The sequence below is a fragment of the Enterocloster aldenensis genome, from assembly GCF_003434055.1.
Classification (GTDB): domain Bacteria; phylum Bacillota; class Clostridia; order Lachnospirales; family Lachnospiraceae; genus Enterocloster; species Enterocloster aldenensis.
In genome coordinates this window covers 14,952-38,502 of record NZ_QVEX01000011.1, presented here as the reverse complement: position 1 = coordinate 38,502, position 23,551 = coordinate 14,952, and the positions used below count along the sequence as shown (strand labels likewise).

22 protein-coding genes are annotated in these 23,551 nt (G+C 52.6%); 5 read left to right on the top strand and 17 right to left on the bottom strand.

Going from position 1 to position 23,551, the window contains the following annotated elements:
• The first annotated feature begins 146 nt into the window (after positions 1–146).
• Positions 147–944: an IclR family transcriptional regulator gene (locus DWX59_RS19060; protein ID WP_165641032.1), complete on the top strand. Its 798-nt coding sequence runs from the start codon at positions 147–149 to the stop codon at positions 942–944.
• Positions 945–1,029: 85 nt separating this feature from the next.
• Here DWX59_RS19060 and DWX59_RS19055 read toward each other — a convergent pair whose 3' ends face one another.
• Entirely contained in the window at positions 1,030–1,917 is an 888-nt protein-coding gene (locus DWX59_RS19055) for a DMT family transporter (RefSeq protein ID WP_117560793.1), read from the bottom strand.
• A 138-nt stretch (positions 1,918–2,055) separates the two neighbouring features.
• Between DWX59_RS19055 and DWX59_RS19050 the strand changes: the two genes are divergently transcribed.
• Positions 2,056–2,712 (top strand): cyclic nucleotide-binding domain-containing protein, encoded by a 657-nt coding sequence (locus DWX59_RS19050; RefSeq protein ID WP_235845114.1) that lies wholly within the window; start codon positions 2,056–2,058, stop codon positions 2,710–2,712.
• A gap of 114 nt (positions 2,713–2,826) precedes the next feature.
• Here DWX59_RS19050 and DWX59_RS19045 read toward each other — a convergent pair whose 3' ends face one another.
• The gene (locus DWX59_RS19045) at positions 2,827–3,783 is read right to left on the bottom strand and encodes a TIGR03943 family putative permease subunit (RefSeq protein WP_117560791.1); all 957 of its coding nucleotides are present in this window, start codon (positions 3,781–3,783) and stop codon (positions 2,827–2,829) included.
• Positions 3,784–3,793: 10 nt separating this feature from the next.
• Entirely contained in the window at positions 3,794–5,035 is a 1,242-nt protein-coding gene (locus DWX59_RS19040) for a CobW family GTP-binding protein (protein WP_117560790.1), read from the bottom strand.
• A 260-nt stretch (positions 5,036–5,295) separates the two neighbouring features.
• Between DWX59_RS19040 and DWX59_RS19035 the strand changes: the two genes are divergently transcribed.
• Positions 5,296–6,333: a serine hydrolase domain-containing protein gene (locus tag DWX59_RS19035; RefSeq protein WP_117560789.1), complete on the top strand. Its 1,038-nt coding sequence runs from the start codon at positions 5,296–5,298 to the stop codon at positions 6,331–6,333.
• Positions 6,334–6,488: 155 nt separating this feature from the next.
• Here the strand turns inward: DWX59_RS19035 and DWX59_RS19030 are convergent, their stop codons facing one another.
• From DWX59_RS19030 to DWX59_RS18995, 8 genes are all read right to left on the bottom strand, one after another.
• Positions 6,489–7,529, bottom strand: coding sequence for an NAD(P)H-dependent amine dehydrogenase family protein (locus DWX59_RS19030; RefSeq protein WP_117560788.1), 1,041 nt, complete (start codon positions 7,527–7,529; stop codon positions 6,489–6,491).
• A 95-nt stretch (positions 7,530–7,624) separates the two neighbouring features.
• A complete protein-coding gene (locus DWX59_RS19025) occupies positions 7,625–8,464 on the bottom strand; it encodes a MerR family transcriptional regulator (protein ID WP_117560787.1) in 840 nt (279 codons plus the stop codon).
• 232 nt (positions 8,465–8,696) lie between these two features.
• Positions 8,697–9,353, bottom strand: a complete 657-nt coding sequence (locus DWX59_RS19020; RefSeq protein ID WP_117560786.1) for a potassium channel family protein — start codon at positions 9,351–9,353, stop codon at positions 8,697–8,699.
• 35 nt (positions 9,354–9,388) lie between these two features.
• Positions 9,389–10,756: a TrkH family potassium uptake protein gene (locus DWX59_RS19015; RefSeq protein WP_117560890.1), complete on the bottom strand. Its 1,368-nt coding sequence runs from the start codon at positions 10,754–10,756 to the stop codon at positions 9,389–9,391.
• A 220-nt stretch (positions 10,757–10,976) separates the two neighbouring features.
• Positions 10,977–11,798 (bottom strand): metal ABC transporter permease, encoded by an 822-nt coding sequence (locus DWX59_RS19010; RefSeq protein WP_117560785.1) that lies wholly within the window; start codon positions 11,796–11,798, stop codon positions 10,977–10,979.
• Entirely contained in the window at positions 11,795–12,583 is a 789-nt protein-coding gene (locus tag DWX59_RS19005; protein ID WP_117560889.1) for a metal ABC transporter ATP-binding protein, read from the bottom strand. The genes DWX59_RS19010 and DWX59_RS19005 overlap by 4 nt, the downstream gene beginning before the upstream one ends.
• 34 nt (positions 12,584–12,617) lie before the next feature.
• Positions 12,618–13,766 (bottom strand): metal ABC transporter substrate-binding protein, encoded by a 1,149-nt coding sequence (locus DWX59_RS19000; RefSeq protein ID WP_330665759.1) that lies wholly within the window; start codon positions 13,764–13,766, stop codon positions 12,618–12,620.
• A complete protein-coding gene (locus DWX59_RS18995) occupies positions 13,753–14,430 on the bottom strand; it encodes an HAD family hydrolase (protein ID WP_117560887.1) in 678 nt (225 codons plus the stop codon). The genes DWX59_RS19000 and DWX59_RS18995 overlap by 14 nt, the downstream gene beginning before the upstream one ends.
• Before the next feature lie 196 nt (positions 14,431–14,626).
• On the opposite strand from DWX59_RS18995, the gene DWX59_RS18990 reads away from it, so the two are divergent.
• Positions 14,627–15,517, top strand: a complete 891-nt coding sequence (locus DWX59_RS18990; RefSeq protein ID WP_117560784.1) for a DegV family protein — start codon at positions 14,627–14,629, stop codon at positions 15,515–15,517.
• 3 nt (positions 15,518–15,520) lie between these two features.
• On the opposite strand, the gene DWX59_RS18985 is transcribed toward DWX59_RS18990, so the two are convergent.
• The gene (locus tag DWX59_RS18985) at positions 15,521–16,333 is read right to left on the bottom strand and encodes a DUF368 domain-containing protein (protein ID WP_117560783.1); all 813 of its coding nucleotides are present in this window, start codon (positions 16,331–16,333) and stop codon (positions 15,521–15,523) included.
• 218 nt (positions 16,334–16,551) lie between these two features.
• Positions 16,552–16,860, bottom strand: a complete 309-nt coding sequence (locus DWX59_RS18980; protein WP_227115724.1) for a hypothetical protein — start codon at positions 16,858–16,860, stop codon at positions 16,552–16,554.
• A gap of 253 nt (positions 16,861–17,113) precedes the next feature.
• Here DWX59_RS18980 and DWX59_RS18975 point away from each other — a divergent pair, with 253 nt between their 5' ends.
• Positions 17,114–18,361, top strand: a complete 1,248-nt coding sequence (locus DWX59_RS18975) for a GGDEF domain-containing protein (protein ID WP_227115725.1) — start codon at positions 17,114–17,116, stop codon at positions 18,359–18,361.
• Between the two features lie 2 nt (positions 18,362–18,363).
• Here DWX59_RS18975 and DWX59_RS18970 read toward each other — a convergent pair whose 3' ends face one another.
• Genes DWX59_RS18970 through metF form a run of 4 tightly spaced genes read right to left on the bottom strand, consistent with a single transcriptional unit; the run spans position 18,364 to position 23,450 of the window.
• Positions 18,364–20,781: a homocysteine S-methyltransferase family protein gene (locus tag DWX59_RS18970; RefSeq protein WP_117560782.1), complete on the bottom strand. Its 2,418-nt coding sequence runs from the start codon at positions 20,779–20,781 to the stop codon at positions 18,364–18,366.
• Positions 20,782–20,797: 16 nt separating this feature from the next.
• Positions 20,798–21,832, bottom strand: coding sequence for a threonine aldolase family protein (locus tag DWX59_RS18965; RefSeq protein WP_117560781.1), 1,035 nt, complete (start codon positions 21,830–21,832; stop codon positions 20,798–20,800).
• 37 nt (positions 21,833–21,869) lie between these two features.
• Positions 21,870–22,520 (bottom strand): vitamin B12 dependent-methionine synthase activation domain-containing protein, encoded by a 651-nt coding sequence (locus DWX59_RS18960; protein ID WP_117560780.1) that lies wholly within the window; start codon positions 22,518–22,520, stop codon positions 21,870–21,872.
• Positions 22,521–22,571: 51 nt separating this feature from the next.
• Entirely contained in the window at positions 22,572–23,450 is an 879-nt protein-coding gene (gene metF, locus DWX59_RS18955) for a methylenetetrahydrofolate reductase [NAD(P)H] (protein WP_117560779.1), read from the bottom strand.
• Positions 23,451–23,551: the final 101 nt, after the last annotated feature.

Sequence of the window (23,551 nt, the reverse complement as noted above, 5' to 3'; positions counted from 1 at the left end):
ATATCAACGATTATTAATTATAATAGCATATATAAACGATAATGCAACGATATAAACGATATTATCGTGATAATGCTTTTTTTCTTACATTTTACTCAAAATATCAGAATATGTTTTGTGCATATCATACGAAGGGGGTTCTAAGAATGGACGGGGATATTAAAAAAATCCAATCAGTGCAGAGGGCACTTGATATCATTAATTGTGTTGCCAATTCCAATTCCAGGATAACGCTAAAAGAAATCACGGAGCTGCTGGGGCTGAATATCAACACAGCCAGGGGACTGGCCCAGACCTTGGTGTTAAACGGATATCTGGCAAAAGACGTGGAACGCGGGACTTATTCATTGGGATATCAGTTCTATACAAAGTCCACACAGCTTTATGAGTTTCAGCTTAAAAGCATCCGTGATGCATCCTATGCGGAGATGCTGAACATTGCCAAAAAATTCAAGGCAACCACCTGCCTGCAGATTAGTTTCTACAGCGACATCTATACCCTGGAGACAGTGGTCCCTCCCCAGAGTCCCTATGCCTATGTGCCCAACTCCGCCACCAACCTTCCTCTGCACGCCTCTGCATCTGGCAAGCTTTTGATTGCACACATGTCCCCCAAAGAGCAGAAGAAGTTAATTGAAAACAGTGATTTACAAGCTTTAACCCAGTACACCATTACCAAAAAAGAAGAGCTTTGGAACTGCATCAAAGAAATCACCCGCCAGGGATATGCGGTTGAGTTAAGTGAATTAAGTGTGGGCATTGGAAGTATTGCGGTGCCGATTTTTGATTTGAGGGGAACGCTCCGGGCAACCATCAGCCTGGTAGGCTCCACTGAAATGCTCCGGTCAAACCTGAACCGGATGGTTGCGGAGTTACAGCGGGCAGGGGAACGCATCACAAATAAAATCTCCTACCCCAACACCACCTTACATAAATTCCAATGATAAGGATTTAAATCATTTCTTTTTTCCGCACAAAAACAGGCATACGCCAATGATGCCCGCGTACGCCTGTTCCATATCCAGGTATTCAGTTCATGTTTTTCCTGGCAGCGGAGATTTTCTCCAGCCCCATATTGACAGCAATTCCTGCCGCGATGACCAATCCGCCTGCAAATGATGGGTCCAGCCTGCCCTTTCCTGCCGCCACATCCAGGATAACGCCGGTAAATATCTGACCCACGAATGTGAGCATGGTAAGCCGGAAGGCCGGAAGCCTGGGAACCGTAAGGTTACACAGCAGTACCACAATGACGCCCATCATACCGCCTGTGTATATCCAGGGATGGGAAACCATGCTGCCGGATACCGGCAGCATGGTTTCCCCGGCCAGCACGCAGAATACCACTGTAACCGGAAGACCTGCCATATGATTGACCAATGATCCCGGAAGCGCGCCCACTTTTCCGGACAGCCGTGCATTGACCGTCCTTGACAGGACTACCGTGACACCTGCGCCCAGGGACAGTAAGACAGCGCAGGCTGCCTGACCAACCGTGGCATCCAGCATGATAAAAATCCCTGTCAGGGAAAACGCCAGCCCCACCAGGCTGTATCTGCAGAACGGACACCTCTTCATCCCAAACAGCCCGAGCCAGTCAATCACAAGGGACATGAGGGTCTGCCCCAAAAGCCCTAATGCCACAATGCTGGTCATGCTTATATGGCCAAAAGCCAGATTATTAAACACAGTGGTAAATGCGCCAATGACACCGCCCAGATAAATCCAGGCTGGCGCGTGTCCTGACAGCTTCCTGTTTTCCCTTCTCACGGTACACAGCAGGAACGCAAAAAGGATACCCACCACATGTATGATGACAGATGCCCGGAATACGCCGAATGATCCCGACAGGTTCCCATTCACCGAAACCATGACAGATAATATCAAACCCGTCAATAGGGCCAGCATTTCATACATCCTTCCACCTCCAGTCCTGATTCATACACTGATTATAACGGTATTCCCTCAACAGGGCATAGGACATTTGTCCTACTATTTTGGGACTTTACCTGTTATAATGGAAACAGAGGAGATGATGAGATGAAACAACTGCCCATGTCAGATAAACACAGGGAAAAGCTATTGGAATATGGCCTTGGGGATATGTATCCTGAATCCTGCTGCACCGTGTCTTATAAGGCCGGGGAAATCCTTCTCCGGGAAGGGATGCCCCTTACCTGGCTTGGCATCATTGTGTGCGGCAAAGCCAAAATATGCTCCACTGCCCCCAATGGCAGGAACCTGGTCCTCTGCTATTATATATCCGAGGGCATCATTGGTGACCTGGAACTTATGACCGGACTGAAGACCGCCACAACCACCATAGCCGCAATCACGGATTTTGAATGTATCACCATATCCCTCAGCATCCATAGCGCGGCCCTTAAATCCAACACCGCATTTTTAAACAAGGTTGGAAATGAACTGGCCCTTAAACTGCTGCGAAGCTCAGCCAGTTTTGTGTCCTCCTCCCTGTACTCCGGGGAGGAGCGGCTTTGTGCTTATATCCTGCAGACATCCCACAACAACATGTTCAGTGACATCCTGTCCGATGTCTCCTGTTCCGTGGGAATGAGCTACCGCCATATGTTCCGGCTCTTAAACCAGCTCTGTGCACAAGGAATATTGGAGAAACACGGATATGGCTATCTTATCCTGGACCGGGATGCCTTAATCCGGCGTTCAGAATCCTCCCATCACAAAACAACCTGATGGCAGATGCATCCGTACGGTCTTGGGTAAATAGCAGTAAGGTCAGTGCCTGATATCTGTACGCCAAAGGGGCATGGAATCCATGCCCCTTCATCCTGTCTTAAGCAATACCGGTTAAAACTGTACAACATCCTTTATCTCTTTTGCCCGCTCCACGTTCTCTGCATACAGCACAGGTCCTTCGCCGTGGTAATCCTTCTGGTACTCAATCCCGATTTTGGCACGGACCTTGACCCACTGCTTTGTCTTGTACTCTTCTGCGCCTTCCCATTTGCACATAAAGCCAAGGAAGGTCATATCGGCTTCACAGCAGGTCATGGCCATACGGCCGGGCACGAACTGCCCCTTGGGGAATTTAGGGGACTTTAACACCATGGCGGTAAATTCCACCACTTTGTCCTTGTAGCGTTCCGGCTGGTCCATACAGTCAATATACCAGATGCCATAATCCTCTGGTTTGATTTCAATCACATTTGCGCTGAGGTCATAGGGAAGGTCCTCCTCCAGGGTGGCCTGTTCAATCTCCCCGTCTTTATCTTCCAGCACAATCTCGCTGTCCCGGCTCATGGCCCGGATGGTGCGGCGGTAGGCTGTCAGCTTCTCATCCGGGATGCCGTCGCACCGGTTCATGATGACAAGCTCAGACCCGCGCAGCATGGCGCCTAAAAGGGGCTTCATGTTCTGCACGTAAAGGTCAAAGGTGGAGCCGTCTATGATGGTTATCTGCTGGTATATGGTCCAGTCGTCCGGCAGCTTGAGTTCATCCTGGTTCCACATGCCGTTCCATTCCATGAGGACGCGTTCCGGGCGGTATACCACCTCCAGTTCATTCAGATACTGGGGCGTCAGCTTGTCAAATGAATCCACATATACCACAGCCGTCCGGTTCTTCTTAAGCTTTTTCTCATCATATTCCGTATCCCCTTCCTCACACACAATCAGGAGGGTCTTGCCGTCAGCCTTAAAATAGTCCTGCTGCATGGTAAAATCCAGGAACTGGGTCTTACCTGCTTCCAGGAAACCGTTGATTAAAAACAACGGCATGATATCGTCTTCAATCTCATATGCCATAATCTTATCCTCAGCTTCTTCCAAATACGCTGTTTAATGCTTCTTCTTCAAGGCTTGCGCCGATTACACACACCTTGCCGGTATAATCAGGCCTTCCTTCACGGATTTCATACTGCTCAGGCACCAGATCAAAGTACAGCCATTCCCCTGGATTCTCTGTGGGCAGCATGCCCTTTGCCCTTAATACCTGGCCGAATTCCTCCGTATGAGCCAGCCGTTTCAGTATATCCTCCAGCTGGTCATGGGTTACCGGGACGATTGTCTCCATGCCCCAGCTTGTGAATACCTCATCTGCATGATGGTGGTCATGGTCATGGCCGCAGCATCCATGGCCGTGGTGATGGTCATGGCATTCCTCCCCGTCATGGTGGTGCTCATGGCATTCCCCATCGTGATGGTGCTCATGGCACTCTTCCCCATCGTGGTGGTGCTCATGGCACTCTTCCCCATCGTGGTGGTGCCCATGGCACTCTTCCCCTTCATGGTGATGGTGCCCGTGGCACTCTTCCCCATCGTGGTGGTGCTCATGGCATTCTTCCCCATCGTGGTGGTGCCCATGGCACTCTTCCCCTTCATGGTGATGATGCTCATGGCATTCCCCATCGTGATGCTGGCGGCTTTCCCGCACCTCTGCCAGAAGGTCATCCAGCATGGTGTCATGCTTCTCAATGATTTCAAGCAGCTGCGCCCCGGACAGTTCTGCCAGCGGTGTTGTTATGATGACTGCATCACGGTTCTTCTCACGGAGCATGTCCACATCCTTCTGCACCTTTGCAGCATCTGTGATATCGGTACGGCTGAGTACAATGGTGCCGGCATTTTCAATCTGGTTATTGAAAAACTCACCGAAATTCTTCATATACATCTTGCACTTTGCAGCATCTACAATGGTCACGGCACTGTTCAGCTCCACTTCCATGTCTGCGGATACATCCACCACTGCCTTCACCACATCTGACAGCTTGCCCACGCCTGATGGTTCAATGATAATACGCTCCGGTCTGTACTTAGTGATGACCTCTGCCAGGGAAGCGCCAAAATCCCCAACCAGAGAACAGCAGATACAGCCGGAGTTCATCTCGCGGATTTCAATGCCTGCATCCTTTAAGAAACCTCCGTCAATTCCAATCTCACCAAATTCATTTTCAATCAGTACAACCTGTTCTCCGGCAATCGCCTCTTCCAAAAGCTTTTTGATGAACGTTGTCTTCCCCGCACCAAGAAAACCGGAAATAATATCAATTTTCGTCATTTTACTCTTTCCTTCTTTCTGAATATCCGACTCCCTGTACCATCTTTCCGGATCAGGGCATCATCATAACCTGTCAATTGACTATTTTGGCACATCAGCCACATAAAGTCAAGATATAGGCGCCTTTATCTTTCCCCGCCAGTGCCCGTCACATATTTTAAAAATTTTCTTTACATTAAAAATTGATTCCTCTATACTGAACCCATGAGATGGCGCCACCTCTTAGATTCAATCAAATAATTGACTCAGGAGGATTGAAAATGAAAAACAAATACTGGCCAAAGGAAAACTGGCGTACCCTTGGCCCGGAAGGGCCGGACATGGATGCGCAGACGATTGCAGGGCTTAATCAAATCCTGGACAGCCGGCACTGGAATTTATGCGGACTGGTTATTGTACACCATGGATATCTGGCCTACGAACATTATTATAACGGTTATGGTCCCGATGATACGGTCCATGTTGCGTCTGTCACAAAAAGCATCCTGTCTGCCCTGATTGGGATTGCACTTGACAAGGGATTCATAGACAGCGTCAATCAAGGCGTACTGGAATTTTTCCCTGAATATGACCCTGGCCCTGATGAACTTGGGAAGCGTGAAATCCGCATAAAACATCTGCTCACCATGACCGCGCCCTATGCCTGTGATGATGAACCGTTTCAGGAAATGTGCATGAGTCCTGACTGGGCCAGGTTTGCCCTGGATCTGCTGGGCGGTCCCATGGGGCCAGGGACGTTCCGGTACTCCACGGCCGGCGCGCATCTGCTGTCTGCCATCATAACCCGGACCACGGGAATGTCTGCAAGGGAGTTTGCCAACCAGTACCTGTTTGGACCAATCGGCATGAAAACCCTTCCGGATTATAAAATAACAGCCGCAAACCCCATGGGCTTTTTCCAGGGAAGATATGTAAAAGGCTGGGTATCTGACCCGGCTGGAAACAGTGCCGGCGGCTGGGGGCTTACCCTGACCCCCCGCGATATGGCCCGCTTTGGATATCTGTACCTGAACCATGGCCTCTGGGGCCAGGCACGGATTGTCCCCGAAACCTGGGTAGGTGAATCAACCGCCATGACCCCCAATAACTACGGATATCTGTGGTGGCTGTTTGGGGGCGGCTACGCTGCCATGGGCGATGGCGGCAACATCATATTCTGCTCGCCGGAAAAGGATGTGGTCATCGCAGCCACGGCATCCCTGTCCCCTGACAGCAGCCGCCTTACGGCGCTTATCATGGAAGAAATCATCCCAATGGCGTTGGCCAGCCAGCCCAGGACCGATGACAGGGACACTTAAAAACCTTCCCGAGCCATTCCCGTACCATTCCATACACACGGACAGGACAGATAAAGCTTACTCAAAGCTTCATCTGCCCTGTCTCATTGCACAATGATACACACCTTCAGATCAGGCAAATATCATGATTTTACGGTTTTGTCCCTGTCCAGCCATCAGAAATCCAGATACATGTGCATTGGATAGGAAAGATATTCCACGTCATCCAGCTTCTCAACCGTAATGTATCCGGCCGGCGCATTGAGGATGGTCGGGATGCGGTTCACAATGGTTGCACATGTATGCTCCACAGTTGCCGGTTTCTTGACAAAGAAGGTGGTATCCGGCTCACCGATGATCTTCCAGTCGCATAAGTCACCGTCATCCGGCCCATAAACCTTGCCGATACACTGGGTTTCAATCACCGGCCCCTGGAAGGTCTCGGTGGTCACCACCGCGCTCATGCCGATGCAGTTGCCCTTGGGTATGGTATACCCCATGGTTTCGGAATACAAGTCTGAATCATAGAAATATGGAACGCACTTCTGTGTCTGGGACTTAATGGTCCAGCCCATCTTATTGCACAGGGCCTCGTTGGAATTCCACACATAACACGGCTCCAGTGTCTCGGGATGGGCAATCTTTGCCTCAAATTCCTCAGGTGTAAGTCCAACCCCATGGGCTTCTGCCAGGGCCAGTCCGTAATCCTCCACATTGTAGCTGGTGGCTCCCTCAATCCGGTCAATGCGGTGTACGCCTCCCGCCACACAGCCAATCATGTTTACCCAGTAAATATCCTGCATGCCTGCGCCTACGATGGTGCAGTTATTATCTTTTGCCAGCTTATCCAGCTTATTGGTAATGGCGCTTGCCGTGGTCCACGGATAGATTGCCTCCTCACAGGTAGTCACCACATTGATTCCCCTGGATACGCACTTTTCAAATTGGGGATATACATCCTCCATAAAACTGAACAGGGTTACCACTGCAATATCTGCGTCACATTCATCTAAAACAGCATCTGCATCATCGCGGATCGTCACGCCGATCTTAAATCCCAGACCCGCAAACTCTCCCACGTCCATTCCCACCACGGCAGGATTCACATCAATCGCGCCTACGATTTCAGCACCTTTTTCATACAGATAGCGCAGGATATATTTGCCCATCTTTCCACAGCCATACTGTACCACACGGATTTTTTCGCAATTCATCATGTTTTTTAACCCCTTTCCTGTATCTTTGCTTTATACATTGATGGTTCCTGATATAAGTATAAGGCTTATACAAGGTATGGAGTCAAGGGCTTTTTTTATGCATTTCCCCGCAGGGAGACGGGTATCTGAAGCCGGAGGAACATGCCCCTCTCCTGCATGTCCATAGGTACCTCCGCCACCACCTCACAGATATAATCGCCTGTGATCCTGTAGCGCTTTTCCCGGATTTCCTCCAGAAGGCGGCCGATATATTCCTTCTCCTTGTCAAAACTGTTGCAGTAAATGCACAGGTAGGTGCTGGCCGGTATGGGAGTTATCAGGCTTTCCTTCACAAACCCCTTATCCACCAGCACGAATATCTGGGTGGAACAGAACTCCCCTTTGACCAGTGACTCCTTCTTCATGATGGTTCCCGCATTGTAGAAATATATGGGGGACAGCTGGTTGGCAATCAGGTTCTTCTTCAAATCGCGCAGGATCTGTTCGTACACGTCAATCCCATAATCATAGAAATTCACACCGGAGTCCGTCATATAGGTCAGGCGCCCCGGAATATACTCCAGCACAATGGTGCCGTCCGGCGGCGCATTCTCATACCACTCGTAACTTTCCAGCGTGCGCTCAATGGCCTTTCTCTGGTACATCAGTTCCCTTGACCGTTTGTCAATCTCATCCAGGTTGCGGTACAGGATATCCTTTAGCATGTCAGGGTCAAAATGTTTTAACTGTTTCTTGATATCCTTAAGGGACATCCCCAGGGCCTTCATGCGCTGGATCATATCCAGCTGCGCGCTTTGGCGTATATCATAATACCGGTAGCCATTCTCCGCATCGCGGTGCAGGGGTGAAAACAGGCCCTCCTTATCATAAAGGCGCAGCGCCTGTTCCGACACACCGTTCAGCCTTGCCATCTGTCCGATTGACAGTTTTTTCACAGCACACCCCTCCCGAATATTATGTATTTTATATAACCGTATGCCTGTATCCGCTCTAAATATGGAATAATTATACCAAAAAAACCTTATACCAGCAATAAGGTTTTGCCCCTTCCACTTTATTTCCTGTATAATATTTATCAAACAGAAAGCCTGGGGCACACGCCTTTGGTCCAGCACCTTAGATAGGTGTCCAGGTCCGGCGTGTGCCCCAGGCTTTTCCCTCCATGGTTCAGCTCAGCTTCTTCACAATTTTCTCCGCATCCTCCTGATTGCCGATTACCATCAGGTGGATATCCCGCTCTACCACATAATCCGCGCCCGGCATGAACTTCATATGCCCGCCCTTGTTTTTAAGGGCAATGATGGAAATGCCGTATACCCGGCGGATATTCAGGTCCTTGATGGATTTCCCCACCCAGGAATCCAGGGGACGGATTTCAAAAATGGAAATGCCGTCAGCCAGCTCCGTATAATCAAATACATTGTTGCCGCTGTAGCGAACCGCTGCCTTTTCCGCCACGTCCCGGTCAGGATAAACCACCTGGTCCGCCCCGTTCTTCAGCAGAAGCCGGGCATGGATGTTGCGGTTTGCCTTGCTGACAACGAACCTGGCCCCCATCTCCTTAATCATGCTGGTGACCTCCAGACTGTTTTGGAAATTATTTCCAATGCAGATGAAGCAGATATCAAAATTCCCAACCCCAAGGCTTTTCAGCACAGCTTCATTGGTACAGTCACCAATCTTGGCGCTGACCACATAGGGAAGGATAGGCTCCAGCTTTTCTTCCGATATATCCACTGCCATGATTTGGTTGTCATGCTTTGCCAGATTCTCACACAGATGCTGCCCGAACCTTCCGATTCCGATTACAAGAATTGATTTCATGTATAAGATACCCCTCTCTTTTTTCTTAAACCCATCTATCCAATGGTAATCCGCTCAGCCGGCAGCTGTACGTGCGGCTTGCGGCTGGACCTGGTGAATGCAAGCGCAAAGGACAGGCTGCCGATACGCCCGCAGTACATCAGGATGATGATGACAATCCTGGAAAGTGAATTCAGGCTTCTGGTCACGCCCGTACTCATGCCGGAGGTGCCGATGGCCGAGCATGTCTCAAAAAACACATCCGACATAGGCAGGTTCTGGAACACCATGATCAGGATGGTTGCCGTAAGCATCAGGCTCAGGTTAATGGTCAGGATGCAGGCTGACTGCCGGATGGATTCATCCTGAAGCCTCCTGCCGAATATCTCCACGCCATAGGTCTGGCGGATATTGGAATGGACATATAGCAGCAGTACGGCCAGCGTGCTGGTCTTGATGCCCCCGGCCGTGGAGCCGGGGCTGCCGCCAATGAACATCAGGATGGCTGAGAGGAATTTGCTTCCGTCCGTCAGGGCCGCCGTATCCACATTGTTGAATCCGGCCGTCCTCGGCGTTACCGCGCTGAAAAAGCAGGCCAGGAACTTCTGGGAACCGTTCATCCCCACCAGGATGTTATCCCGCTCCATCAGATAAAACAGGATGGTTCCACCTGCCAGCAGCACGGCCGTGGTAACCAGCACAATCTTGGTGTGGAGCAGGTAATGACGGAAATCCCATCTTTTCCTGTACAGGTCGTCCCACACAATGAATCCGATACCGCCAATGATGATCAGGGTGGATATGGTCCCAATCACCACCCAGTCCCCGGCATAGGAACACAGGGAACTGTACTGCTCCGTATGTCCCATCAGGTCAAACCCCGCATTACAGAACGCGGATATGGAATGGAATATGCCATACCAGGTGCCTTGGAACAGGCCATACTGCGGAATAAAACGGAGGGACAATATGATGGCGCCTGTTCCCTCAAAAATGGCAGTGCCTATGATAATCCGTTTGGCCAGCTTCACCATGCCGCCAATCTGCAGCGTGTTGACGCTCTCTTCCATAAGGCCCCGTTCCTTTAACCCGATCTTGCGCCGCAGCACAATGGAGAGGAATATACCGATACTGATAAAGCCCAGGCCGCCCAACTGGATCATAATCAGCAAAAGCACCTGACCAAAGAGGCTCCACTGGGTCCAGGTGTCCGCCACCACCAGCCCGGTCACGCAGGTGGCGCTGGTGGCGGTAAACAGGCAGTTGAGGAAGGGCTCCACCTGTCCGTCCCGGCTGGATACCGGCAGCATCAGCAGCAGGGTTCCTGTCATGATGATCAGGAAGAATCCATATGCGATGAATTGTGTCTGTGATATATGTTTTTTTAAATGCTTCTGTTTTAAATCATACAGCTTCTCTTTCATGTTCCCCTCACTTAACCCTTTTGCGGAATAGGGCAATTTTATGGATATCCTTCCCACGAACTGCATTGTATCACTTGTTTCACGGTATGTCTACCGTCAAATGACCAGTCCGGCTAAATTCCCGGCTAAATTCCCGGCTAAATTCCGGGCACATTCCCAATCCGGCCAGGTATCGGCTAAATTCCGGGCAAATCATATCATCCGGCAGGCTCCTCCTGCCCTAACTCCGGAGCCGCCCCAGGGACTGCCAGGCCATGAACAGGATGAATACCAGAAGGTTGACCACCACAACGCTGGCGCCGGCCGGCGTTGAAAACTGATAGGAGGCCGCCATTCCTATTATAAAGCAAAGGACGGACAATATACCCGAGGACACCACCACGCTTCCAAAGCTTTTAAACACACGCATGGAGGAAAGACAGGGGAAAATGATCAGGCTGGAAATCAGCATGGCGCCCATCATACGCATACCCAGCACAATGGTCACTGCCGTGAGCACGGCAATCACCACATTGTAGAAGCCCACATTGACCCCGGTTGCCTTTGCGAAATTCTCGTCAAAGGTGACTGCGAATATCTTATTGTAGCACACCAGGAACAGGATAAGCACCACCACCGACAGTACGGCGGACAGCACCACGTCCTCACGGCTCATAGCCAGGATGCTGCCGAACATATAGCTGCTCACATCCGTGGTCAGCCCGGTGGTCAGGGAGGTGACTATGATACCGATGGCCAGTGCGCTGGCGGATATGAGGGCAATGGCAGCATCGCTTTTTATCCTGCTGTTCTCCGTAATCCTCAGCAGGAAAAATGCCGCCAGGACCACCACCGGAATGGATATCTTAAGAGGGGACCAGCCCATGGCAAGGGCAACGGATAACGCGCCAAAGGATACATGGGATAACCCGTCCCCAATCATGGAATACCGTTTCAACACCAGGCTCACCCCAAGGAGGGAGGCGCACAGGGATACCAGCATCCCGCCCACAAGCGCCCTTACAAGGAAGGGGTATGATAACATTTCCCTGATAATACTCATTGTCTCTCCTCCTTCCCGTCAGCCGTATGCATGTGGAGCTTTGGGACATGGCAGCCGGCCGTGGGCTTGCACCTGCCCTGTTCCTTCTCATGGAAGAAATGGCCTGCCGCCTTGCTGTTCATATAGTCGTGGGCAGGTCCGTAGAACATGACCCGCTTCTGTAAATGGAGGATTTTGTTGGCCTCCTCCACCGCATTCCTCAAATCATGGGAAACCATAAGGATGGCTACCCCGTCTTCCCGGTTCAGCCGCCGGAGCATGGCATAGAACTCCTGGATTGCCGTTGGGTCCAGACCTGTAATGGGCTCATCCAGGATCAGCAGCTGTGTGGTGGCGCACAGGGCCCTGGCGATCAGCACCCTCTGCTGCTGGCCTCCTGACAGTTCACGGTAGCATAAATCCTTAAGGGGGGTGATGCCCAGCTTCTCCATGTTGGTTCCGGCAATTTCCTTTTCCGCCCTGGAATAAAAGGGCCTCCATCCCCGCCTGCTGAGGCATCCGCTTAACACCACCTCCAGCACCGTGGCCGGAAAATCCCTCTGGGCAGCTGTCTGCTGGGGCAGATAGCCGATTCCCGACCCCTTCAGCTCATCGGATACCGTAAGCCGCCCTGCCGTGGGCTTTAACAGGCCCAGAAGGCCTTTCATGAGCGTGCTCTTGCCTGAACCATTTTCACCTACGATACACAGGTAATCGCCGGGGTTGACTTCCATGTCCACATCCACCACCGCGTCCTGGTTATCGTATCCAAAATCAACATGTTCACATTTAATTAAAGGTGTCATCATATACCTCATCTTTTTTCAATACGGCCTGATGCTACTCAAGGCCCTTCCTAAGGTTCTCCACATTCTGGTTCATCAGCTGAAGGTAGGTAACCCCTTCGTCAAACTGTTTCCTTGTCACATTGTGGCAGGAATGGAGAAGCAGGGGAACCGCCCCGGTCTCCTCGCTGATGATTTCCGCCGTGCGGTGGCTGGACAGCTCCAGGTAATACACCCCATGGATCTGTTCCTCCTTCACCTTGTCTATCAGGTAGGCGATGGTCTTGGCGCTTGGCTCCGTATCCGTGCTGCAGCCGGAAAACGCGGCCCTGTAAGCAAGTCCGTACTCGTCTGCAAAGTAACGGAACGGGAACTTGTCCGCAACCACAATCATATGGTTCCTTCCCTGTGCCACCACCTGCCGGAACCGTCCGTCCAGTTCCTTAAGCTCCTCAATATAGGCGTCTGCATTGGCCTTGAAACGGCTGCTGTCCGCGGGCGCGGCTTCCATCAGGGTCTGGCTGATGATTTTCACAATGGCCTGGGCGTTCACAGGGGAGGTCCAGATATGCTCATCATACTCAATATCCATCTCATGCCCATCCCTGTCATCGTACGCATGCAGTTCCGGCACGCCTTCATGGTCCTCATAAACATGGGTATCTTCCCCATATCCACGGGCATCCTTCACGTCTTCATGGGCATCCTCCACGTGTCCATGGGCACCCTCCCCATGTTCATGGGCATCCTCCATGCCTTCCACATGCTCTTCCTCCACCGCGTCCACATAGTCCATCATGGTAAGTATCTTCATGTGGCTTGTATCCAATGAGTCCAGCACCTGTCCGACCCAGTGTTCCATCTCCCCGCCGTTGAGCACCAGCACGTCCGCCTCCTGCATGGCAATCATGTCCGCGGGCGTGGGCTCAAAGGAATGGCTGTCCATTCCGGCCGGGACAACCAGCTTCAGTTTCACCCTGTCCCCTGCAATCTGCCGCACAAAATCATAATAGGGGAAAATCGTGGTGACAACGCACAGACGGTCATCCACGCCATCCTGGCCCTTATCCTCATGGATACCGCTCCCAGGCCCTGGCCTGACGCCGCACCCCCATGCGCCAAGGATGGTCCCGGCTGTCACAAGAAGCGCCATCAGCCAGGCCATCCTTTTTAATTTCGTATTTTTTCCTTTATCCAATTCCATTCACATCCTTTATGAACCGCACCACATCCATAGGGTGGTCTGCTATCAGTTTTGGGTGAAACGCCTCCAGCTCCTCCCTGTCCCTGAAGCCCCAGGTAACGCCCACCGTATCCACCTGGGCGTTCCTGCCAGTGCGCATGTCCGTATTGGTATCGCCCAGATACAGCACCTCTTCCCGGCCCACTCCCAGTTCCTCCATCAGTGCCCACACGCCGTCCGGAGCCGGTTTCTTCTTGATTCCCTTGTCCTCACGCTCCCCGTAGACCAGGTCAAACCTGCCTTTTCCAAATACGCCCTCCACATTGTCAAGGGTCCTTGGGTGGGGCTTATTGGACAGCACCGCTGTTTTTATATGGTTCTCCTTCAGGAAATCCAGCAGTTTAGTGATTCCGTCATACGCCTTTACGCGGTACATACAGCATCCTTTGAATATCTCCGGATACAGGGCCACTGCCTCCTCATAATGTACAAGGCTGCTGTCCCCGCAGGCCGCCAGGGCGCGCTCCAGCAGCTTCTTATATCCATCGCCCACAAACACACGGCACTCATCCACCGTAATCTTCCTCATCCCCCATTTTTCCAGGGACAGGTCCACGGACCTCTGGATTGCATGGATTGAATTAACAAGTGTACCGTCCAAATCAAAAATACAGCATTTATACATTATGGTTTCCATCCCTTTCCATTCATATACTCCGGTTTTCAGCACAAAGTACATCATAGCACAATTCCCTCTGTTTGACCAGTACCCCTATATTCCGTTCCCCAGGCAAGGCATGCATTTGACACCCATCCGTCCCCATGCTATACTTCTTCCATAACAAATACACCAGCAGTTTACAAACTTAAAGGAGCACATTATGAGTAACCCTTATGTAATAACCTGTTGTTCCACTGCAGACATGCCCGGGCACTACCTGGCAGAACGGGGTATCCCCTATGCCTGCTTCCATTTCAGGATGGAAGATAAAGAATACGATGATGATTTAGGCAGATCCATTTCACTTGAGGAATTTTATCAAAGAATCCGTGACGGCGCCATGCCCACCACGTCCCAGGTGAACCCGGAACAGTATGAGGCCATGTTTGAGCCCATATTAAAAGAAGGGAAAGACATCATCCACCTGACCCTGTCCACCGGCATATCCGGTACGTATAATTCCGCTGTCATTGCCAGGGACGAGATGTCGGAGCGTTATCCTGAACGCCGCATCGAGGTCATCGACTCCCTGACAGCATCCGTGGGATACGGTCTTTTACTGGATACTGCCTGGGAAAGGATGCAGGCCGGCGCTGATTATGAAGAACTGGTTTCCTGGATAAAGGAACATAAATTACAGCTGCATGGCTGGTTTTTCACAACCGACTTAAGCCACCTGAGAAGAGGCGGCAGGATATCGGCCTCAGCGGCCTTTTTCGGCAACATGCTGAACATATGTCCGCTGATGAACATCAATCACGAGGGCAGGCTGATTCCCCGGGACAAGTTCCGGGGCAGGAAGAAGGTAATAAAAGAACTGGCCGAACGGATGAAAGTCCATGCGCTGGACGGCACCGGATATTCCGGCAGATGTTTTATCTGCCACTCCTCCTGCCCCGAGGATGCCGCGGCCGTGGCATCCCTCATAGAGGAAAACTTTCCCAATCTGGACCAGAAACCGTTCCTGGCGGAAATAGGAACCGTGATTGGCTCCCACACAGGTCCCGGCACAGTGGGTATATTCTTCTGGGGCGATAAGAGGACGGATTAAGATTTAACCTTCCTTCCCGGCCATGACATACAGGGCCGCGAATCCCAGGGCCGCGGCAATCACGCCATACACGATATCAATGCCCTGAGGCACGCCCGGAAACAGTTCGGGAAGGGAACCGAACATAAATCCCAGGATGATGAGGTAGGTTGGCTGGGGATGGCGCTGCATCAGCCGTTCCAGCACCTTGGTTGTAAGGAAGATGCCGCCCAGCACGCCTGCGCCCAGGGGAATCAGGGGCAGGATGTTCAGGGTGCTTATGTTCTTTATGATGCCCTCATAGATTCCCAGCATATATAACATCTGGGACACGCTGATTCCCGGCAGCACCAGTCCTACCGCGATGATCACGCCGCCTGCCAGCTGGATCAGGACAGCGCCCGGGCCAAAGCTTCCGTCCGGCGCAAAAAGCCCGGTGGGAAGCAGGGCCAGGATGACCACCCCAAGAATCCCTATAACAGGATAGGCAACCGCGCCAAGGCTGATTTTCCTGATACCAGCCTCCCTGTAGATCATGGGCACGCCTCCGGCCACTGCCCCCAGGAAGAAAAACCGGAGGGGCACATCCGCCCTGGTGGTGAACAGGAAGCTTATGAACCTGGAAAACAGCACCATCCCCACTCCTGCCCCCAGCACGAAACGCACCAGGAAGGACATGCTCTTTCCCGGATTCTTAAAAAAGGAGCTGACCGAGGAGATCAGCCGGTCATACACCCCCAGTATCATTGCCATGGAACCGCCGCTGACACCCGGCACGGTCATGGTGCCGCCAATCCACATTCCTTTTAATATCGTTATCAGATTATCTCTATCCATTCTCAAGCTCCTTTTCCGTTATCTGGTCCATTGTACCCTATGGAATACAAAATGGGAATTAATTTTCTGTATATATTATGCCTGAAAATGCCTTCTTATTGCTGCTTTGCCAAACTGCCTGCGCTTCCGCCCGCAAAAAGCCCCGGAACACTTGGTTCCAGGGCTTTTTCAGGGAATATGATCATATAGGAATGTCTGTTATGTACGGATGGCCTGATTTAGAAGCCCATTCCGTAGGAAAATCCGTTGCTGCAGGACCCGGTGCTGCAGCTGCTGCCCTGGCATGTATTGCCGGTGCAGTTACCGCCCGCACAGCCCGGATTCAGGCCGCACTGTGAGCCGTCTGTGCTTACGCCCATCCGGCTTAAGATGGTATCCAGCTCCTGGCCGCCATTCTGATAGCAGACAGACTGGGTACAGTTAGAGTTGTCATAGAGCGCTGCGTTGTACTGATTCATATTTGCCATATTGGTGCCGCATACATTGCCTAACATGGCCGCTGCTGCCATTGTTGAAATTGATAACATGTTTTGTCCTCACTTTCTTATTGCTAATTGTTACAAATATATTTCTTTTTTGTTACAAAACTATATTACCACAATTAGGATTCCTTGTGTCAGGGAGTCATTGGAGAATTTTCCAGAAAATAGGAGACAAAATCCGATTATTTTTTAGTTATATTTGTCCCACTGTATGAATATATTTTTACTATTATGTAACCGGCCCTATGTCAAGGCAGGCTGCGGGCGGTTACTATTATATGACAGGGGATTTTACATTATGCTAAATAACGTCAAGAAAAACGTATGTACATCATTTCCATTTCTCAGCTCCGGCCACCACTTTAACCATACGCAGGAGATATTCGATACGGTCCAGACCATGAACATAAGCCAGACATTGAATTTTTCCATCCTGCTCATCCTTATGGAGCTGGCCAACCTGATCAGCTACTGGGCCGTGGACATTAAAAAACGGCTTATCTCCCCCACAAGCTTCGCCATCGTGATATTCCTCCTATACATGGTGTTTAATATATTTTACTGCGATTATCTGCTGGGGCTGGAACGCAGCGGACGGACCAGGAAGCTGCTCCAGTGCCACACCTATTCCTTTACCATCATGTTCAGCGTATTCTGCCTGTGCATGAACTACTTCTGCCTGAAAAGCAGGATGAGTGCGGAAAGCGTGCTCATGTTCTATATCTACCTGGCGGCAGGCCCTATCTATACGTATAAGGAAGCCCTGGCAGCCGTTGTCACCACCGGAGCGCTGGCCCTTCCTTCTTTTGTTGCCCAGAAAGCGCCTGTGGCCATGTACTCCAACATGTTCCTATACAGCTTTACCAGCCTGTTCCTGTCACAGATGCGCTGCCGCATCACGGGAAACAACCTGAGGCTTTTAAAGGAAGCCTGGAACGAACAGATATATCTCCAGGACCGGGCTGACAATGATCCCCTGACCCAGGTCCTTAACCGCAGCGGTTTTTCCATCCGGCTGGAACAGCTGATCCCCGCTGCCATCCAACTCTATGTGCCCATCGCCGTCATCATGGTGGACATCGACTATTTCAAGCAGTACAACGACACCTTCGGCCATATGGCCGGGGACGAATGCCTGAAAAAGGTGGCCGCGGCCCTGGCATCCCGCATCCACCAGGGCAGGGATCTGATCTGCCGTTTCGGGGGCGAGGAATTCCAGATCCTTCTGTATGGAATCAAGCCAGAGGACGCCCTCCATGCGGCCGACCGCCTCCGCCAGGCCGTGGCCGACCTGAAACTGCCGTCCGCTGACAGGCGTACGGCTCCCTATGTCACCATCAGCGTGGGGGCCTCCAGCGCGGTCCCCTCCTCCATGGAGACATATAACGGCATGATAAAGGCAGCTGACGATGAACTGTATTACGCCAAGAATCACGGCAAGAACATGGTGTCCTTCCGGGAAATGCCTCCCGAAAAGGAATCCGTCCCAAGTTCCGTATCCGTAACCCGCTGCGTAGCCATATCATGCGAGCTGCCCAGATTTTGATTTTATTTTACAAAAATACCCTCCGCATAGTTGACAGAGGCCATTGCGTCCCGGCAGTACATGTCCGCGTCAATGGTCCTGGCGTATTCTTCGGTGAGGACTGCCCCTCCGACCATGACCTTGGCCCAGGGTGCGGCTGTCCTCAGCCTGCGGATGGTCTCCTCCATGCTTGGGACCGTGGTTGTCATCAGGGCGCTGAGCCCCACAAGCCGCACCTTCCGCCTTACGGTCTCATCTACAATCCGCTCCGGCGGCACGTCCTTGCCCAGGTCCAGTACTTCATATCCGTAGTTCTCCAGCAGCACCTTCACAATATTCTTGCCAATGTCATGGATATCGCCTTTCACCGTTGCAAGTACGATCGTTCCCTTTTTCTCCTGTACCTGGCCCTTTGCGTCCATCTTTGCCTTGATGACCTCGAAGGCTGCTTTTGCTGCTTCCGCGCTCATGAGAAGCTGCGGAAGGAAGATGGTTCCCTTTTCAAATCCCTTTCCCACCCGGTCCAGGGCCGGGATCATCTGCTCATTGATGATTCCAAGGGGGTCCTTTTCCTCCAAAAGTGTGCTGACCGCCTGATGGGCCGCGTCCTTAAGCCCCCGCTCAATGGCCGTTGCCAGGGAACTGTCCGTGCCCTCACCGGCAGAAACAGACCTGGATTTTCCTATGGTCTGCCCCAGGCCTGCGGACTGGCCGCCGTATACGCCGATATACCGGCTGCACTGGGCATCCCTGTCCATCAGGGCGTTGAAGCTGTAGAATGCCCGCATCATTGCCTCTGAGTTAGGATTGATGATGGCTGCGTTTAAGCCGGCCTCCATGGCCATGGTGAAGAATGCGGCATTGATGATTTCCCGTTGGGGCAGTCCGAAGGAAATGTTGGAAACCCCCAGGACGGATTTGCTTCCCAGCTCATCCCGGATGCGCCGGACCGTTTCCAGGGTGGTCAGGGCGCCTTTGCTGTCGGCGCTTACCGTCATGCAGAGGCCGTCCAGTATGATATCCTCGGCCCCGATGCCATAGGAGGCGGCTGTATCTATGATTTTGCGCCCCACTTCAATCCGCCCTCCGGCTGTCTCCGGAATCCCGCCTTCATCCAGGCACAGGCCCACCACCACGCCGCCGTACTTTGCCACCAGGGGAAATACCTGGCCCATGACCTCTTCCTTGCCATTGACCGAGTTGATCAGGGGCTTTCCATTATATGCCCGCATGGCCCGCTCCATGGCCCCGATATCCGATGTGTCAATCTGAAGGGGCAGGTCTGTGATGCTCTGAAGCTCCTTCACCACTTCCTCCATCATGGACGGTTCGTCAATCCCCGGCAGGCCCACGTTCACGTCCAGCACATCCGCACCATTGTCCTGCTGGCTTACGCCTTCCCTGAGGATGTATTCCAGGTCATGGTCCCTCAGGGCCTGTTTGAACCTTGATTTGCCCGTGGGGTTGATGCGTTCCCCGATGATTATGGTTTTCCCGCCAATCACCGCTGCCCGGGCATAGGATGAAATAACGGTGCGCTTCTTAGGCATTGGAAGGCTTACCGGGATATCCCTGCAGCGTTTTACGGTTTCCCGTATATGGGCCGGGGTGGTGCCGCAGCACCCGCCCACCACGGCAGCCCCCATGGCCGCGATTTCCTCCATGGCCAGGGCAAACTGCTTCTCATCAATATCATAGACCGTCCTGCCTCCTTCACTTCTGGGAAGGCCCGCATTGGGGTTTACCAGAACGGGAAGGGAGGTCACCCTCATGATGTCCTTCAGGATTTCCTTCATCTGCACAGGGCCAAGTCCGCAGTTAATGCCAAGGACATCCACCCTCAGCCCCTCCAGCAGGGCCACCGTGGACTCCACGTCACCCCCGGTCAGAAGCTTTCCCTTTTCATCAAATATGACCGTGGCAAACACAGGAAGGGGACTTTTGTCCGCCGGGCTTATGCCTGCTTCCTTTGCAGCCAGCACAGCCGCCTTTAGTTCGTAGCTGTCGCTCATGGTCTCAATCAGGATGAGGTCGGCGCCTGCCTCTGCCCCCGCGGCCACCACCTCTTTATAAAGACTGACCGCTGCCTCAAACTCCAAATCGCCCAGCGGTTTAAGCAGCTTTCCCGTGGGCCCCAGGTCCAGCGCCACATATCCGTGTCCTGCTTCCTCCACCGCTGTCCTGGCATGGCCCACTGCCGCTGCCACGATTTCCTCCAGGTTATCCCTGTACTTAAGTCTGTTGGCACCAAATGTATTGGTGGTCATGATATCAGCCCCGGCTGCCAGGTACTGTCTGTGGATGTCCCTGAGCACCTCAGGGTGCGTCAGGTTCCACAGCTCCGGCAGTTCCCCTGCCTTAAGGCCCTGGGCCTGAAGCAGGCTGCCCATGCCGCCGTCGCAGAACAGGCGGCGCGCTTTCATTTCCTCTAATATTCTCATCGTCAATCCTCACAAGTCAGCTATTTATTATTTCCCGTACCAGGATGTCCACATTCTCCTCGCTGATAATCCAGCTGGTGCAGAGGCGGATGGCGGTGTGGCTGTCATCCACGCGTCCCTGATGGGTATAGCTGAACCTGCCCTCCCACTGCTTAAGCACCTGGTCCGGCATGATGGGGAATACCTGGTTGGTGGTATTGTATACCAGGAATGGGTATCCCTTATCCTCACAGGCCTTTCTGATTTTGCCGGCCAGACGGTCCGCGTGCCTGCCCAGTTCCATATACAGCCCGTCCTTTAAGAGTTCTGAGAACTGGATTCCCAGGAGGCGTCCCTTTGCCAGCATTCCGCCCCTTTGCTTGATATGATAGCGGAAATCCGGCTTCAGTCCCTCATTCAGGATCACCACCGCCTCTCCGAACAGGGCGCCCACTTTGGTGCCGCCGATATAAAACACATCACAGTTGGCAGCCAGGACCGGCAGGTCCACGTCATTGCCCTCGGCCATCAGCCCGTAGGCCAGCCGCGCCCCGTCCACAAACAGGTACAGCCCGTACCTGCGGCACACGCCGTAAAGCGCTTCCAGCTCCGCCCTTGTGTAAATGGTCCCCAGCTCCGTGGGGTTGGATATATACACCATCTTGGGCTGGACCATGTGCTCAAAGCTCTCGTCATGGATGTGTTCCAGATAAAGCGTCTCCACCTGGCTGGCGCTTATCTTGCCGTCCTCCGACGCAAGGGCCAGGACCTTGTGTCCGGCCGCCTCAATGGAGCCGGTCTCATGGACGTTAATATGGGCGGACACAGCGCCCACCACGCCCTGATGGGGCCTGAGGGCAGATGCAATCACCGTCATGTTGGCCTGGGTCCCTCCCACCAGGAAGTGTACGTCAGCATCTTCCCTTTTGCAGAGATTGCGGATAATGGACGCCGCCTCCCCACAATAGTGGTCCTCTCCGTATCCAGGTGTCTGTTCCAGGTTTGTCTCCACCAGTTTCTTCAGGATGCGCTCATGGGCGCCTTCACTATAATCGCAGTTAAAACGAATCATTTTCTTTCCTCTCCTTTTCCCTTTCATGGTACAGGGCCTACCGCCTGTAGGCGCAGTCCTTTTTCCCGCAGGCCTCGCAGCCCTTCACATCACACCGGTAAGGCTTCCTGCTGGCGCCCATCACGGCCGTGACGGACTTGGACGGCATCATGAGAAGGCTGTCCGTCAGCTTGATGCCAATGCGTTTGCCCGCCTCCAGACAGTCTAACAGCCGGCTTTGGCAGTCCAGCGGAAAGTCTCCGTAACCCGGGCTGAACCTTGGACGCAGATACCATCCGTCCGCCTCATAATACGCCTTCAGCCCGGCGCAGACCTGGTCGCAGTACTCCTCTATCATGGCAGCGGCAGCTGCCTGCATGACAACGGCCTTGCTCATCTGGAGACGGTTATACTTTCCAATCAGATAATCCGCACCCGTGCCCAGGGTGGCCGCAAATACAAGGATCCTGCCGCAGTCCGCCAGGTTTCTAGCCAGATTCCTGCTTCTTGTGATGAAAACCCCCGCATCCACCAGGCCTTCCTGCCCCAGGGCCAGGGGATAATCCCGGCACAGATACAGCGGGCTGGCTTCCCTGCCAAGTTCTTCGATGCACTGTTCCACCAGGTCCATCACCCGCCGGTCCGCTTCATGCCTTCCATATCCCAGATACCGCAGCACTTCCCCCCTGTCAATATCCCGTGTTTCCATCCAATCCTCCTATGGCGCACATGCGTACCCATTTCCACGTGCGTGTCCCTGCTATGGCGCGCATACGCACCCATTTCCAAGTATTTCCGACAGGTTCTCCTTGATTTTCCCGGCCACATCCGGCTTGTTCATGGAATAGACATGGATTCCGCCCACGCCGTTGGCAATCAGGTCAATGATCTGGTCCGTGGCATAGGCAATGCCCGCCTGCTTCATGGCAGCCGGATTATCCCCGAACCGGTCCACGATGGACATGAACCTGGACGGCAGATACGTGCCGGACATCTGTGTGATACGTTTAATCTGTTTTGCATTGGTCACAGGCATGATTCCCGCAATGACGGGAACCGTAATCCCCTTTTCCCGGATGCGGTACAGATAGCTGTACAGGATGCTGTTATCAAAAAACATCTGTGTGGTCACGAAATCGCAGCCAGCCTCCACCTTCTGTTTCAGGTAATCCATGTCCACCGACTTGTTGGCAGATTCCACATGGCCTTCCGGATAACAGGCAGCGCCGATGCAGAAATCCCCTGACTGTTTGATTTCCCGGATCAGTTCGGACGCATAGTGGTAAACCCTGGGGGTCTGTCCGTTTTCAGGGATATCCCCCCTTAGGGCCAGCACATTCTCAATCCCATGTCCCTTCAGTTCCTTAAGGACCCCCTGCACCTTTTCCCTGGTAGATGACACACAGGTCAGATGGGCCAGGGGCGTCACGCCGTACCCTTTGATATCCGAGGCAATGCCCACCGTATAATCGCTGGTGCCTCCGCCTGCGCCGTATGTAACGCTCATAAAAGCCGGCTTAAGCTTTGCAATCTCTTTTGCCGCCTTTTCCACCGTATGATAATTATCTTCTGTCTTGGGAGGAAAAACCTCAAAAGACAGGGTGGGGTTCCCCTGTGCCAGTATGTCCCGAATCTTCATAACCGCTCTGCCTCCCTTTATTCAAAATGCCCCGGCCCCCTTTTCTGATTCAGGATTGCCGGAGCATGGATACACAGTGCATGCTGCTGCATGGAAACAGC

Bases quoted from the DNA above. Each gene is read 5' to 3' on its own strand.
- DWX59_RS19060 (WP_165641032.1), top strand. From the start codon at position 147: ATGGACGGGGATATTAAAAAAATCCAATCAGTGCAGAGGGCACTTGAT.
- DWX59_RS19055 (WP_117560793.1), bottom strand. From the start codon at position 1,917: ATGTATGAAATGCTGGCCCTATTGACGGGTTTGATATTATCTGTCATG.
- DWX59_RS19050 (WP_235845114.1), top strand. From the start codon at position 2,056: ATGTCAGATAAACACAGGGAAAAGCTATTGGAATATGGCCTTGGGGAT.
- DWX59_RS19045 (WP_117560791.1), bottom strand. From the start codon at position 3,783: ATGGCATATGAGATTGAAGACGATATCATGCCGTTGTTTTTAATCAAC.
- DWX59_RS19040 (WP_117560790.1), bottom strand. From the start codon at position 5,035: ATGACGAAAATTGATATTATTTCCGGTTTTCTTGGTGCGGGGAAGACA.
- DWX59_RS19035 (WP_117560789.1), top strand. From the start codon at position 5,296: ATGAAAAACAAATACTGGCCAAAGGAAAACTGGCGTACCCTTGGCCCG.
- DWX59_RS19030 (WP_117560788.1), bottom strand. From the start codon at position 7,529: ATGATGAATTGCGAAAAAATCCGTGTGGTACAGTATGGCTGTGGAAAG.
- DWX59_RS19020 (WP_117560786.1), bottom strand. From the start codon at position 9,353: ATGAAATCAATTCTTGTAATCGGAATCGGAAGGTTCGGGCAGCATCTG.
- DWX59_RS19015 (WP_117560890.1), bottom strand. From the start codon at position 10,756: ATGAAAGAGAAGCTGTATGATTTAAAACAGAAGCATTTAAAAAAACAT.
- DWX59_RS19010 (WP_117560785.1), bottom strand. From the start codon at position 11,798: ATGAGTATTATCAGGGAAATGTTATCATACCCCTTCCTTGTAAGGGCG.
- DWX59_RS19005 (WP_117560889.1), bottom strand. From the start codon at position 12,583: ATGACACCTTTAATTAAATGTGAACATGTTGATTTTGGATACGATAAC.
- DWX59_RS19000 (WP_330665759.1), bottom strand. From the start codon at position 13,766: ATGGAATTGGATAAAGGAAAAAATACGAAATTAAAAAGGATGGCCTGG.
- DWX59_RS18995 (WP_117560887.1), bottom strand. From the start codon at position 14,430: ATGTATAAATGCTGTATTTTTGATTTGGACGGTACACTTGTTAATTCA.
- DWX59_RS18990 (WP_117560784.1), top strand. From the start codon at position 14,627: ATGAGTAACCCTTATGTAATAACCTGTTGTTCCACTGCAGACATGCCC.
- DWX59_RS18985 (WP_117560783.1), bottom strand. From the start codon at position 16,333: ATGGATAGAGATAATCTGATAACGATATTAAAAGGAATGTGGATTGGC.
- DWX59_RS18980 (WP_227115724.1), bottom strand. From the start codon at position 16,860: ATGTTATCAATTTCAACAATGGCAGCAGCGGCCATGTTAGGCAATGTA.
- DWX59_RS18975 (WP_227115725.1), top strand. From the start codon at position 17,114: ATGCTAAATAACGTCAAGAAAAACGTATGTACATCATTTCCATTTCTC.
- DWX59_RS18970 (WP_117560782.1), bottom strand. From the start codon at position 20,781: ATGAGAATATTAGAGGAAATGAAAGCGCGCCGCCTGTTCTGCGACGGC.
- DWX59_RS18965 (WP_117560781.1), bottom strand. From the start codon at position 21,832: ATGATTCGTTTTAACTGCGATTATAGTGAAGGCGCCCATGAGCGCATC.
- DWX59_RS18960 (WP_117560780.1), bottom strand. From the start codon at position 22,520: ATGGAAACACGGGATATTGACAGGGGGGAAGTGCTGCGGTATCTGGGA.
- metF (WP_117560779.1), bottom strand. From the start codon at position 23,450: ATGAAGATTCGGGACATACTGGCACAGGGGAACCCCACCCTGTCTTTT.